Annotated in this window: 14 protein-coding genes; 6 read left to right on the top strand and 8 right to left on the bottom strand. The window is 71.5% G+C overall.

The features are described from left to right. Positions 1–156: 156 nt before the first annotated feature. Entirely contained in the window at positions 157–888 is a 732-nt protein-coding gene (locus CW359_RS22325; protein ID WP_198655331.1) for a FadR/GntR family transcriptional regulator, read from the top strand. Positions 889–993: 105 nt separating this feature from the next. Here CW359_RS22325 and CW359_RS22320 read toward each other — a convergent pair whose 3' ends face one another. Then, positions 994–1,935, bottom strand: coding sequence for a hypothetical protein (locus CW359_RS22320; protein WP_105971845.1), 942 nt, complete (start codon positions 1,933–1,935; stop codon positions 994–996). 47 nt (positions 1,936–1,982) lie between these two features. Further along, positions 1,983–2,558 carry a SigE family RNA polymerase sigma factor gene (locus CW359_RS22315; protein WP_232838529.1) on the bottom strand — a complete coding sequence of 192 codons (576 nt, stop codon included), beginning with the start codon at positions 2,556–2,558 and terminating at the stop codon, positions 1,983–1,985. Positions 2,559–2,637: 79 nt separating this feature from the next. Here CW359_RS22315 and CW359_RS22310 point away from each other — a divergent pair, with 79 nt between their 5' ends. Further along, the gene (locus CW359_RS22310) at positions 2,638–3,105 is read left to right on the top strand and encodes a protein-tyrosine phosphatase family protein (RefSeq protein ID WP_105971844.1); all 468 of its coding nucleotides are present in this window, start codon (positions 2,638–2,640) and stop codon (positions 3,103–3,105) included. Positions 3,106–3,150: 45 nt separating this feature from the next. On the opposite strand, the gene CW359_RS22305 is transcribed toward CW359_RS22310, so the two are convergent. Next, positions 3,151–3,675 (bottom strand): MarR family winged helix-turn-helix transcriptional regulator, encoded by a 525-nt coding sequence (locus tag CW359_RS22305; protein ID WP_105971889.1) that lies wholly within the window; start codon positions 3,673–3,675, stop codon positions 3,151–3,153. A 40-nt stretch (positions 3,676–3,715) separates the two neighbouring features. Here CW359_RS22305 and CW359_RS22300 point away from each other — a divergent pair, with 40 nt between their 5' ends. Together CW359_RS22300 and CW359_RS22295 are read left to right on the top strand one after the other, a co-directional pair. Then, positions 3,716–4,666 (top strand): EamA family transporter, encoded by a 951-nt coding sequence (locus CW359_RS22300; protein WP_232838528.1) that lies wholly within the window; start codon positions 3,716–3,718, stop codon positions 4,664–4,666. Positions 4,667–4,717: 51 nt separating this feature from the next. Further along, positions 4,718–5,722: an FAD-dependent oxidoreductase gene (locus tag CW359_RS22295; RefSeq protein WP_105971842.1), complete on the top strand. Its 1,005-nt coding sequence runs from the start codon at positions 4,718–4,720 to the stop codon at positions 5,720–5,722. Here CW359_RS22295 and CW359_RS22290 read toward each other — a convergent pair. The 3 genes from CW359_RS22290 to CW359_RS22275 all read right to left on the bottom strand — a co-directional run bounded on the left by CW359_RS22290 (position 5,712) and on the right by CW359_RS22275 (position 9,242). Then, a complete protein-coding gene (locus tag CW359_RS22290; RefSeq protein WP_105971841.1) occupies positions 5,712–6,935 on the bottom strand; it encodes a GNAT family N-acetyltransferase in 1,224 nt (407 codons plus the stop codon). The two genes, CW359_RS22295 and CW359_RS22290, sit on opposite strands and share 11 nt — an antisense overlap. A gap of 514 nt (positions 6,936–7,449) precedes the next feature. Beyond that, positions 7,450–8,328: an ABC transporter permease subunit gene (locus CW359_RS22280; protein WP_232838527.1), complete on the bottom strand. Its 879-nt coding sequence runs from the start codon at positions 8,326–8,328 to the stop codon at positions 7,450–7,452. After that, on the bottom strand, positions 8,325–9,242 hold the full coding sequence (locus CW359_RS22275; protein WP_105971839.1) for an ABC transporter ATP-binding protein: 918 nt from the start codon (positions 9,240–9,242) through the stop codon (positions 8,325–8,327). The genes CW359_RS22280 and CW359_RS22275 overlap by 4 nt, the downstream gene beginning before the upstream one ends. Positions 9,243–9,374: 132 nt before the next feature. Between CW359_RS22275 and CW359_RS22270 the strand changes: the two genes are divergently transcribed. Continuing rightward, entirely contained in the window at positions 9,375–10,598 is a 1,224-nt protein-coding gene (locus CW359_RS22270) for a sensor histidine kinase (RefSeq protein WP_198655330.1), read from the top strand. Continuing rightward, on the top strand, positions 10,595–11,302 hold the full coding sequence (locus CW359_RS22265) for a response regulator (protein WP_269805608.1): 708 nt from the start codon (positions 10,595–10,597) through the stop codon (positions 11,300–11,302). Before CW359_RS22270 ends, CW359_RS22265 begins: the two co-directional genes overlap by 4 nt. Here the strand turns inward: CW359_RS22265 and CW359_RS22260 are convergent. Both CW359_RS22260 and CW359_RS22255 read right to left on the bottom strand, forming a co-directional pair. Further along, positions 11,263–12,288 (bottom strand): ABC transporter substrate-binding protein, encoded by a 1,026-nt coding sequence (locus tag CW359_RS22260; RefSeq protein WP_105971837.1) that lies wholly within the window; start codon positions 12,286–12,288, stop codon positions 11,263–11,265. The two genes, CW359_RS22265 and CW359_RS22260, sit on opposite strands and share 40 nt — an antisense overlap. A 12-nt stretch (positions 12,289–12,300) precedes the next feature. Next, positions 12,301–13,107: an ABC transporter ATP-binding protein gene (locus CW359_RS22255; protein WP_105971836.1), complete on the bottom strand. Its 807-nt coding sequence runs from the start codon at positions 13,105–13,107 to the stop codon at positions 12,301–12,303. Position 13,108: the final 1 nt, after the last annotated feature.

Below are 13,108 nucleotides of genomic sequence, written 5' to 3'. Positions count from 1 at the left end.
GCCGGTCAAGAGATCGCACACGAATGGCGTATCTGCCAGAGGTGCGACCAATGGCGATATGAAATACGACCAAGGACAATGTGAATTAAGGGTAGTTGGCTTTCTCTGCGCCCAGAGGTGGGACGTGGGATGTCCGGCGAGCGTACGATGCGCCGCATGTCTCAGGAGTCCGGGAAGCGGCGCCGGCCCGAGCGGCGGGTGAGCGGCCAGGTGCAGCGCGAGGTCATGCAGCTGATTCTCGACCGCAAACTCCGGGCGGGCGCACCGCTGCCCACCGAGGTCGAGCTGATGGCGGCCCTCGGCGTCAGCCGCAACTCCGTCCGCGAGGCCCTCAAGGCCCTCCAGGCCCTCGACATCGTCGAGATCCGGCACGGCTACGGGACGTACGTCGGCCAGGCCTCGTTGACTCCGCTGGTTGACGGACTGACGTTCCGTACGCTCGCCCGGCCGGACGGCGACGGTGCCGCGCTCGCCGAGATACTCCAGGTCAGAGAGGTGCTGGAGGACGGGATGATCCGGCGGGTCGCGGCCGTGCTGTCCGACGCCGAACTCGACCGGCTGGATTCCGTCGTCACCCGGATGGAGGAGGCGGGCCGCTCGGGCCGCCGCTTCCCCGAACTCGACCGCGAGTTCCACGAGGCGCTGTACGGCCCCCTCGGCAACGCCCTCGTACCGCAACTGCTCGGCGCCTTCTGGACGGTGTTCCGCCGAGTCTCCGGCGCCCGCGGCTGGCACGACGACCCGGCACCGGAACTGACCGCCCGCAGACACCGGGACATCGTCACGGCCCTCCGCGCCCACGACGTGGAGGGCGCGCAACGGGCCCTGGCGGTCCACTTCCGGGGCATCGAGGCGCGGGCGGCACAGGAGTCCCGGGGTGTGGGCTGAGGGCGGGCAGACGGGCCAAGCGGGTACGGGCACCTGCGCGGGTACGCGAAAGGGGGCGCCGTCCCCTGTGCGGCGCCCCCCGTCACCATCCCGTCGCGCTCCCGCCTACGGCAGCGTCTTCTCGTACATCGTGTCGTCGTCCGAGTCGTAGACGACCTTGCCGGTGTCGTCGTACCCCTTGACGTGCGGAGCCAGGGTGACCTGCTCGTTCAGGGTGCCGGAGGCCACGAACCAGCCGTCGTCCAGGGCGGCTTCGCTGGTGGCGTCGCCGTACGAGACGGTCACCTTGGCCACCGAGGGCTCGACCTGGCCGATGACGCTCCAGCGGAAAGGCAGCTTCCAGTTGCCCTTGTCGATGATCGACTGCTGGTAGAGCTTGCCGCCGTTCATGTCGGGCATGACCGGGCCGCCGTTGTCCAACTCCAGGCCGCCACCACTGGTGTTGAGGCCCTGTGCCTGACCGTCCTTGATGCTGCAGATCAGCCGGGTCACTTGCGGTTGTTCCGTCTGCGTCTTGACTGCGACGACGTAGATGCCGTCACCGGGCGCGTTGGAGTCGCCGGTGCTGTTCTGCGCCAGGATGATCCGGTAGCCGGCGGCGTCGCCCAGATCGGTCCGCGTCGCGGGCGTCCGCTGCTTCTGGTTCTCGCGGTCGTACGCGAGGCACTTCTCCAGCCCGTCCGACGCCTGCGCCAGCGTGATCCCGTCGAGCAGCTGCCCCGGCGTCGCCGGACCGGTCGCTCCAACGCGCCTCGACTGTACGGGATTCGGTGTCGACTCCTGCGAGGCGCTGACCGACGGCACCGGTGCCGCCGTGTCGGAGCCGTTTCCGCCGCCGCCGTTGCCGCTCACCGCGTACGCCCCCACGGGCGCCGCCGCCAGTGCGACCAGGATCGCCCCGGTCGCCGCCACCCGTCGCCGGCGCTCCCGCACGCCCCGGTGACGGATCGTCGGATACGGCGCCGCCGAGGGCCGGATCGTGTAGGCGTCCTCCGCCATCAACTCGCGCACCTGTGCCTCGAAGTCCTTCCCGTGTTCGTTTCCCATGTGCTGCTGCCCTGCTGCTTGTGCCTGCTCCGGCCGCTCTTCCGCGCTCACCGGACACCTTCCCGAACCTGCGAAGTACCGCTGCCGCTACGGCTGTTGCCGTCGCCGCCGGGCTCGGGCCGCCCCACGACGCCCGCCAGCCCCGGATACGCGCGCAACTTCGCCAGCCCCTTGGACGCCTGGCTCTTGACCGTGCCCTGGGAGCAGCCGAGCGTGTCGGCGACCTCGCCCTCGGACAGGTCCTCCCAGTAGCGCAGGACCACCACCGCCCGTTGCTTGGGCGGGAGTTGGGCGAGTGCGCCGAGCAGCGCGCTGCGTTCGTCGGCCCAGGAGACGGCCTCGTCGCGGCCCGCCCGTTCGGGCGGCGCGTCGGTGAGCGCCTCCCGCACCCGCCGCTTGCGGAACCGGTCACTGTTGCAATTGACCAGCATCCGGCGGACGTACGCCTCCGGATTGTCGCTGCGCGAGACCCGCCGCCAGGAGCGGTACGCCTTCGCCAGCGCCGTCTGCGTCAGATCCTCGGCGTGATGGGCGTCGCCGGTCAGGAGATACGCGGTACGCACCAGATGGGACCACCGCGCTCTGACGAAATCGTGGAACTGGGCCTCTAGTTCGGCCTGCATCAAGTACCCCCTCGCCCACCAGACCACCGTTTCCCGGGAATCGGTTGCCCGGGGTTCGAGGCCGGGTTCGAATGTACGGATGGGCGAGCAAGGGGATGTTCCGGCGGGCGACCGGGCCGACGGGCGCTGGCACGAGGGTGACCCGGGCGTGCTGCGGCTGCCCTCCGGACGCCTGGTCCGGGGCCGAGGCCTGCGCCGGCCGCTCGACCCGGCGGCGCCCGTACCCTCGTACGCCGTCTATCTCCTCGGGCACCAACCCCCGCCCGTCTCCTGGGAGTTCCGCTGGCTGGAGTGGCCCGACTTCCGCCTCCCGAAGGACCGCGCGGACGCTCGTGCCGCCCTGGTCGAGGTGTGGGAGCGGGCGGCGGACGAGCGGGTGGAGGTCGCCTGCGGGGGTGGGCGGGGGCGTACGGGGACGGCGCTGGCGTGTCTTGCGGTGCTGGACGGGGTGCCTGCGGGGGAGGCCGTCGCCTTCGTGCGGGCGGGGTACGACCGGCGGGCGGTGGAGACGCCCTGGCAGGCGCGGTATGTGCGGCGGTTCTCGTGAGGCCGCCGGAGGGGCGCCGTCGTGCCCGGCCAGTGGGTGTGCCGGTCAGTGCGTGTCGGGCGGGGGCGGACTCTCCACGTGCGTGAGCCAGGTGGTGAGCAGCCCTTCCAGTGACGCGCTCTCGGCGGGCGTCAGCAGGTCCAGCAGGCGGCGTTCGTTGCGCATGTGGTCGGCGAACGCCTGGTCGATCAGTTCGCGTCCGGGCCGGGTGAGGGCGACGATCCGGCCGCGCTGGTCGTCGTCGGAGCGGCGGCGGGTGACCAGTCCGGCCCGCTCCAGCCGGTCGATCCTCTTCGTCATCGCGCCGGTGGTGACCATGGTGTGGGCGGCCAGTTCGCCGGGTGCGCGTTCGAAGGGCGTACCGGCGCGGCGGAGCGCGCAGAGGACGTCGAACTCCCCCTCGCTCAGGCCGTAGCGGCCGTAGACGAGGCACAGCTCCTCGGTGAGGCGGTCGGCCAGGCGGTGCAGTCGGCCGATCACGCCCTGTGGCGCGATGTCGACGTCGGGCCGCTCGCGGCGCCAGTCGGCCTGGATGCGGGCCACGCGGTCCAGCGGTTGCGGATCGTCCATGCACACCATGATAGCTTCCCGGGAAGCTATAGTACCTTCCATGGAAGGTAATGTGCGGTGGGTGGCGCTGACCGCGGTCGCGCCGGTGGCCTGGGGCGCCAATTACTACGTCACGCACGAGTTCCTGCCTGCGGACAGCCCGCTGTACGGGGCCGCTCTGCGAGCGCTGCCCGCGGGCCTCGTCCTGCTGGGCCTGTGCAGGCGGCGACCGCGCGGCGTGTGGTGGGGACGGTCCGCGGTGCTCGGACTGCTCAACGTGAGCGTGTTCTTCGTGCTCGTCTACGCCGCCTCCCAGCTGCTCCCGACGAGCATCGCCTCGACCGTCATGGCGATGTCCCCGCCGGCGATGATGCTCATCGCCTGGGCCCTCGTGTCCGAGCGGCCCGGCCGTACGCACCTGGCCGGCGCCGCGATCGGGCTCGCGGGGGTCTGCCTCATGCTGCTCACGGGCGCGGGCGGAGTGAGCGTGCCGGGGGTCCTCGCCTCGGCCGCGGCCATGCTGGTGTCGGCTTTCGGCCACATCCTGACCAAACGGTGGAACGACACCGGTACGGACGTGCTCGCCTCGACCGCCTGGCAGCTCACCGCCGGCGGACTGTTCCTGCTGCCGGTCGCCGCGGCCGTGGAGGGCCCGCCGCCCGCACTCTCCGTATCGGCGCTCCTCGCGTTCGGCTACGTCACCCTGGTCGCCACCGCGCTGGCCTTCGCCGCCTGGTTCACCGGGCTGCGGCACCTCCCGGCCGGAACCGTCGGCCTGATCGGACTGCTCAACCCCGTCACCGGCGTGCTGCTCGGCACGGCGGTCGCCGGGGAGTCGCTGACCGGCCGGCAAGTGTGCGGGCTGGCCCTCGTCCTGGCCGGTGTCGTCCTGGGCAGGCCCACGCGCGCGGGCCGGCGCGGCGACAGCTCGACCCCGCCGCCCGACTCCGCAGTCCGGCCGGACCGCGACCGGCGTACGCACGTGGGTTCGGATAGCCTCGAAAGTCCCTGACGGCGGCGTCGGGGAGCCGGGGGCTGAGGGTTTCGGACGACGGAGGCGGGCGTGTCGGCCAGTGTGCTGGTGATCGGTGCCGGAGTGTCGGGGCTCACCACGGCGGTGTGCCTGGCGGAGTCCGGGATGGACGTCCGGGTGGACACCGACCGGCTTCCCGGTGAGACGACCTCGGCGGCTGCCGGTGCGATGTGGGATCCCTATCTGGCCGAGCCCCGCCATCTGGTCGCCCGCTGGAGCCGGGAGACCCTGTCGGTGCTCACCGGACTGAGCACCGACGCGGATGCCGGAATCCGGCTGGTGGAGGGCACCCAGGAGTCCAGGGTGCCCTGTGAACTGCCGGTCTGGGGCGCCCTGGTGGGCGCGCGCAGGTGCGAACCGGACGAACTGCGAGAGGGGTTCGTGACCGGGTGGCACTACTCCGCGCCCCTCGTCGACATGCCCCGATACCTCGACTACCTCGTACGACGGCTCGCGCGGGCCGGCGGCTCGATCCGCCGCCACCACTACGACACCCTCGAAGAGGCGACCCGGGAAGCGCCGGTCGTCGTCAACTGCTCGGGCGCCGGGGCCCGTTCGCTGGCGGCCGACGACTCGGTCGAGGCGGTGCGCGGCCAGCTGGTCGTGGTGGAGAACCCCGGGATCCGGACCTTCTTCTGCGACGACACCCCCGGGGCCGAGGACCTCACCTACATCTACCCGCACGCCGACGTGCTGGTCCTGGGCGGAACGGCGGACCGGGGCAACTGGGAACTCAGGCCCGACGAGGCGGCGGCCCAGGAGATCATCCGCCGCTGCGCGGCCGTCGAGCCGTCGATCGCCGGGGCCCGGGTGATCGAACAGCGGGTGGGACTACGGCCGGTACGGGAACGGGTCCGGCTCGAACAGGAGCGGCGCGACAGCACGTCGACGGGAGCGGGTGCGGGGATGGCGACGGGTGCGGGCTCGCTGCTGCTGCACAACTACGGCCACGGCGGAGCCGGGTTGACGCTTTCGTGGGGGTGCGCCCGTGAGATCGCGGAGCGGGTCCGTACGGCGGTGGGACCTACCCCCTGAGCTGCCACTGCCGACGCTCCTCGATGTCGGCCTCCGTGCCCCGGCGAAAGAGGTAGAGCCATGTCCGGGCCGCGAGCGTGACGGTCAGGACGGTGGTCCACGGCCAGCTGACGGCATCCGCCACCACCAGCGCCGCACCGGCCGCCGGCGAGACCGCCGTGAGCAACGTCAGGACGAACTCGGGCCGGGAGCGCCGGAATCGGTGGGCTATCGAGAACTCGGAGCGCTCGTACCAGCCGATGGCGGCGCTCAGTACGACAGCCAGGATCATGGTGGACCACGGCTCGCCGCTGGCCTGTGCGTAGGTGACGGGCAGGGAGATCAGGAAGGGGAACACGCCGCCGTACTCGGACAGTACGTTCCCCCATTTCATGATCCTGCCGAACGAGTTCGAGCGGATCCGCGCCAACTCGCCCGAGGCGCTGGCGTAGATGATCAGGGAGAGCACGGTGCTGAACGTCGCTCCGATGAGCAGCAGACGTACGTCGTCGGGGAACCGGGACGACGAGAAGGCGAAACCCAGGAGGAAGGTGATGGCCGCGAGGATGGAACCGGAGAATGCGATGCCGGCCGCGGCCTCTCCGGACTGGAGGGTCGCGGGGTCGTCCTGCTCGAACCGCGCGATCTCGAAGGCGGGTTCACCGCCCAGGACCACCAGCGCCGTCACCGCCTGATCGGACGGCGCCAGCGACTCCGTGAGCTGCTCCCGCGCGTGGGCGGGCACCAGATGCCGCGAGTCCGGATCCACGTACTCGACGCGCGCCTTGTGCTGATAGTGGATGTGGAGAGCGTCGCTGGTGCCGTCGCCCGTGCCGCCGGTGCCGTCGACCCGCAGAACGCGGGTGCCGATGAAACCGGACGCCAACAGCAGCTGGGCCACCGCCAGTTGATCCGTCCTCGCCACGGCGGAGATCAGCGGCGCCTCGCTCGACCTCCGGGGGAACTCCCGCACCATCTCGGCCAGGAGCCGCGAGGCCACGCCCTGCCTGCGCACACCGGCCCGGACCGCGATCACCGACAGCCGCGCATGCCCAGGTGACGGCATCTCGGCGGCGACGCACCCCACCAACTCGCCCTCGGACTCGGCCACTCGGACCAGATCACCTTCAACGGCGTCGACGAGGAGCGCCGTCGGCCCCAACGACTCGGCCAACAGGGCGCGAATCCCGGGCAGATCAGCGGGGCAGGCCGCCCGGGTGGACCATGCAGCCATGTACGTCCGTTCGTTCAGCTCAAGGTGCAGTAGACGGACATGATGCATCACAACTGGGCGAGTCGGTGGGCAGGTTGCGGCCCGGCCCGGCCCGGCGCAGCACATTCGCCGAAGAGTGGCTCCGCACGGACGCGTACGGCCGCTACGACGGCCTGCGCGCCAGGAAGCGCAGGCCTCGGGTCTCGTCGTGCAGTTCGACCCGTACGTCCGTGAAGCCGGCCTTCTCCAGCCGCGTCGGGAAGGTCGCCGGGTCCTCGGCGGTACTTTCCGGTGCGGGGTCCAGGCATTTGACTCGCCCCCGCCGCCCCTACCCGTCCCATCCTCGGGGGCTCCGCCCCCGAACCCCCGCCTATCGCGCTGAACGCGCTCGTCCTCAAACGCCGGACGGGCTGGGTATGTCAGCCCGTCCGGCGTTTGAGGACAAAGCGGGGGTCCGGGGGCGGCAGCCCCCAGGGATGGGAACGGGTAGGGGCGGCGGGGGCGAGGAAACCGCCCCTACCCCCGGGAGGGCCCCTCACACATCCCGCCGTCGCACCACCTCCACCACGACACCCACCGCAACCACCCACCACACGCCGTACACCCACCACGCCTCCGCGACCGTCACCGGATACCTGCCCAGGTCGTAGTCCCGCCCCGGGTTGACGATCAGCCGGTAGAAGGCGTTCAGAGGCATGGCGTTGCCGGTCTCCGCGACCCAGCGGTACTGCTCCCCGGCGAAGAACTGCGGCACCAGGATCAGCAGGGCGATGACCGACACGACCGCGCCCGCCGCGTGCCGGATCAGCGCACCCACCGCCATACCGATGACCGCGCACAGCGGCAGCAACAGCGCGGACGCGACCACCGCGCGCAACGCCCCCGGATCGGCGAGGGACATGCCGTCGTGGTCGCGCAGGATCGCCTGCGTCACACCGAATGAGCCGCCCGAGACGGCCGCGCCGAGTACAAGCGTCACCGCCCCGACGACGGTGACCTTGGCGGCGACGACCGCGCGGCGGGCGGGGACGGCCGCGAAGGTCGTCCGGATCAGTCCGCTGGTGTACTCGCCGAAGACCACGCTCGCCCCGAGCGCCGCCACGACGACCATCAACAGGGCCCACGCCGGGGCCACATACGCGGTGATCAGCGGGTCGAAGACCATCTGCGGCAGGTCCGGCTTACCGCCGGGCGGCACCGGTGGAAGGTCCGGCTGGTCGGCGAGGCGGTCGGCGTTGACCCGTGCGGCGTTCACGCAGATGCCCAGTGTCGTCAGCGCGCCCGACGCCAGCACCAGCGCGCTGGACCGCAGTGACCAGAACTTGATCCACTCGGCCGTGAGCAGATCGCGGAAGCGGGGCGCCCCCGGATCCGCCGTAGCCTCACGCACACCCGTGTACATGCTCATGCTCATCGGGTCGCCCCCGCCGAACTCGTGAACTCCACGCTCTCCGCGGTGAGTTCGATGAACGCCTCCTCCAGGGAAGCCACCTTCGGGCTCAGCTCGTGCAGCCGCACACCATGGGCGAACGCCAGCTCGCCGATGCGCTCGGCGGGCAGACCGGTCACGGTGTACGAGCCGTCCGGTTCCTCCCCCACCACCGCACCCTCCTCCGCCAGCAGGGTCGCAAGCGCGCCCGCGTCGGGCGTACGGACCGACACCCGCTGCCCGGTCGCGCGGGCCGCGAAGTCGCCGAGGCTCTCCGCCGCGATCAGCCGGCCCCGGCCGATGACGACGAGATCCTCGGCGGTCTGTTCCATCTCCCGCATCAGGTGGCTGGACACCAGTACCGTCCGGCCCTCGTCCGCCAGTCGGCGGAACAGGCCGCGTACCCACAACACCCCTTCCGGGTCGAGGCCGTTGAGCGGCTCGTCGAAGAGCAGTACCGGGGGATCGCCGAGCAGTGCCGCCGCGATGCCCAGGCGCTGCTTCATGCCCAGGGAGAAGCCGCCGATCCGGCGGGCCGTCGCCTCCGCCAGGCCCACCTCGGCCAGGACCTCGGTCACCCGCCGCCGGGGCAGGCCGTTGCTCGCGGCCAGCATCGACAGGTGCGCGCGGGCGGTACGGCCGCCGTGGACGTCGTGGGCGTCCAGCAGGGCGCCGATGTGCCGCAGGCCCCGGGCGCGTTCGGCGAAGGGGCGGCCGTCGACGGTGACGGTGCCCGCAGTGGGGGTGTTCAGGCCGAGCACCAGCCGCAGGGTGGTGGACTTCCCGGCGCCGTTCGGGCCCAGGAAGCCCGTGACGCGCCCCGGGCGGACGGTGAAGGAGAGATGGTCGACGGCGGTCGTCGTCCCGTAACGCTTCGTCAGTTCTTCGGCTTCGATCACGACAACACCGTCCCGCCGAAACGTCGGTTTGCGCATCGGTCCCTGGCCGACACCCCAACTCGCCCGCTGTCGACCCAGGTTGTACGTCCCTGGTCCGATGGCCGCCGCCAACGCCCGCCCTACGATCGGCACATGCCCGTCACCCCGCCGCTGCCCCTCCTCAAGCGTGTCCCGCCGGGTGCCTGGACGGCGTTCGCCTGGTTCGCGGGCACGGTGTTCACGTACCTCACACGGGTCCGGCTGCCCGGCGAGCACCGGCCCAGCCACCTGCCGGCCACCCAGCTCTACCGCTGGGACGGGCTGACGTACCTCGTCGTGGCCACCGCACTGGCGTTCACCGCCGCCCGCCTCCTGTCCCGCCGCCCGCTGACGGCCATGGGCCTGCTGCTGACGGCCGCCGTCATCGAGACGAGCACCCTGGCCGCGGTGGAGATCCCGCTGGCCCAGTTCCTGGCCGTGCAGACCGCCGTGTACTTCATCGCCGCCGACCGCCCCCGCCGCACCGGCGCCATCGCGGTCTCCCTCGCGCTCGCGTTGCTCGCGGGCTATCTGGCCGTACGGATCCTGATGGGCTGGACCGTCGGCACCTCGGCCGAACTCGCCGTCGCCCTGATCACGTTGATCGCCTGGCTGCTCGGCGACGCCGCCCACCGGGGCCGGGCGCACGCCGAACAGCTCGCCGCCCGTACCGCCGAGCAGGCCGTCACCGCCGAACGCCTGCGGATAGCGAGGGAGATGCACGACACGGTCGCCCACAGCATCGGCATCATCGCCCTCCAGGCGGGTGCGGCGGCCCGGGTGGCGGCGACCCGTCCCGAGGCCGCGCGGGAGGCGATGTCGGCGGTCGAGCACGAGGGCCGGGAGACCCTGGCGGGCCTGCGCCGCATGCTGGTCGCCCTGCGGCACGCGGAGGTCCATGGAGTGACCGGTCAACAGGCGCCTGTCGCGGCCGGGTTGGCGGACGTCGAGCGGCTCGCCGCCGTGACGAGCGCCGCCGGGGTGCGCGTACACCTGCACTGGGCGGGCGAGCGCCGCGAACTGCCCCCGGACGTCGACCTGTCGGCGTTCCGGATCGTGCAGGAGTCGGTGACCAACGTCGTAAGGCACGCCGGTGCCCGGTCCTGCCGGGTCACCCTCGACTACCGGGCCGCCGACGCCCTCGCCATCGAGGTCACCGACGACGGACGGGGCCGGGGGAGCGCCACCGACACCGGGTTCGGGCTGGCCGGGATGCGGGAGCGAGTCGCCCTGCTGGACGGGGAGTTCGCGGCCGGACCACGTCCCGAGGGCGGCTTCCGGGTCGCCGCCCGGCTGCCGATCCCGCTCGCCTCCGGGCTCCCGGCGGTGGTCCGGTGACGACACCCGTCCCTGCTGTCGCTGCCGTGCCTGCCGTCCGGGTACTGCTCGCCGACGACCAGCAGCTGATCCGTACCGCACTCGGCATGGTCATCGCCGACCTCCCCGACATCGAGGTCGTGGGCGAGGCCGCCGACGGTGCGGAGGCGGTCGCCCTGGTCGCCCAACTCGCCCCGGACGTCGTCGTGATGGACCTGCGCATGCCGGGCATGGACGGCATCGAGGCGACCCGCCGCATCACCCAGGGGGCGGGCACGCAGGGCACCGGCACCCGGATCGTCGTCCTCACCACCTTCGACGACGACGATCACGTGTACGGGGCGCTGCGCGCGGGCGCGTCCGGGTTCCTGGTCAAGGACATGGCCCTGGACGACATCCTCGCGGCGATCCGGATCGTGGCGTCGGGAGATGCCCTGATCGCCCCCAGCGTGACCCGGCGCCTGATCCAGGACTTCGCCGCCAATCACCAACAGAGGGCAGAACAGAGGGAGTTGGCCGCGATCACCGGCCGTGAGCGTGAGGTGCTCACGCTCGTCGGGCGCGGTCTGTCCAACACGGAGATCGCCGCCGAGCTGTGCATCAGCGTGGCGACGGCGAAGACGTACATCACCCGGCTGCTCGCCAAGCTGGACGCCCGTGACCGCGTCCAGCTGGTGATCCTCGCCTACGAGGCGGGCTTGGTGTCCGCCACCGAGCGCAGGTAGGCGCCCAGCCGGGCTATCGCCGACGGGTTGCGCGGGCTCTCGACGAGGTCGACGTAGTCCAGGACGAAGATCCGCTTGTGCTTGACGGCCGACACGTTCTTCAACGGGCCGTACGACAGCAGGAACTCGCGCTTCTGCTCCGCGCTGACGTCCCCGTAATTGCAGATCACGATCACGTCGGGGTCGCGCTCGACGACCGTCTCCCAGCCGACCGTCGTCCAGGAGTCGTCGACGTCGTTCATGACGTTGACGCCGCCCGCCTTGCTGATGACCTCCTCGGGGGCCGCGTAACGCCCGGAGGTGAAGGGGGAGTCGGTGCCGCTGTCGTAGAGGAACACCTTCGGACGCGCGTCCCCGGTCGGAGCCTTGGCCGCCACCGCCGCGACCTGCCTCTTGAAGTCCGCGATCAGCGTGGCCGCGCGCTGCTCGACCCCGAAGAGCTTCCCGAGGTTGGTGAGGTCGGTGTAGAGGGCGTCCAGGGGCGGCATGATGCCCCGCGAGGTCTTCGTACGGCCGTTGCGGCAGGACTCGGTGAGGGTGTACGAGGGGATGCCGAGCTTCTTCAGCGCGTCCGGGGTGAAGCCGTTGTCGTCGCGGAAGCCGTAGTTCCAGCCGGCGAAGACCCAGTCGCCGCGCGCGTCCAGGACGTTCTCCTTGGTGAGCTGGTCCTTGGACAGCCACTTGACCTTGTCGTAGCCGGCCTTCCAGGGCACGTCGGTCAGCTCGCCCTTGTCGTCGGGCATGGCGAACCCGGCCATCCGGTCCTCCAGACCGAGCGCGAACATCAGCTCGGTGATCCCGACGTCGTTGGTGACGGCCCGCTCGGGGACCTTGTCGTACGTCACCTTCTGGCCGCAGTTGGTGAGGGTGACGGCGGACGGGGACCCGGAGGCCTTCGCGGATTGCTTCTCGACCGTCGCACCGCATCCGGTGGCGAGGAGGGAGGTGACCGAGAGCAGGGCAGCGGCGACAACTGGCTTGCGCATGAGGGGGGTTCCTTACAGGGAAGGCAGGGAGGACGGGGAGGCCGTGGAGATCGGGGAGGGCTTGGGAAGCAGGTCGAAGAGCAGCTGGACGGCGCCCGTCTCCGGATGCCTGACGGGATGCGCACGTACCCCGAACACCTCGGCCAGCAGCCCAGGTTGGAGCACCTCGTGCGGCGGCCCCGAGGCGACGACCCGGCCGTCCGCGATGACGTAGAGCAGATCGCAGTGGGCGGCGGCGAGGTTGAGGTCGTGCAGGGCTGCCAGGACGGTCAGGCCGCTGGAGCGGACCATGGACAGGACGTCCAACTGGTGGGCGATGTCGAGGTGGTTGGTGGGTTCGTCGAGGACGAGGACCCGGGGCCGCTGGGCCAACGCCCTTGCGATGAGGACGCGTTGCTTCTCGCCGCCGGACAGGGCGAGGAAGCCGCGGTCGGCGAGATGGGCGATGCCGGTCCGTTCCAGGGCGGCGGCGCAGATCTGCCGGTCCCCGGCCGCCGTACGCCCGAGGTGCGGCAGCCGGCCCATCGCGACCACCTCCGCGACGGTGAAGTCGAACTCGGCGGACGACTCCTGGGGCAGCGCGGCCAACACCCGGGCGGCGGCCCGGGGTTCCATGGCGTGCACCTCGTCGCCGTCGACCCGTACCGCGCCCGCCGCCGGCCGCAGCGCGCGGTACACGCACCTCAACAGGGTCGACTTGCCGCTCCCGTTGGGCCCGACGAGCCCCACGAAGGCCCCGCTGTCCACCCGCATCGTGATGTCGTCCACGAGCCGTACGGCCCCCGCGTCGACCGACACACCCTCCACATCGAGCCGCATG

Source organism: Streptomyces geranii, assembly GCF_002954775.1.
Classification (GTDB): Bacteria; Actinomycetota; Actinomycetes; order Streptomycetales; family Streptomycetaceae; genus Streptomyces; species Streptomyces geranii.
Note: the sequence above shows the minus strand (reverse complement) of the source record. Positions and strands in the feature narration are given on the sequence as shown.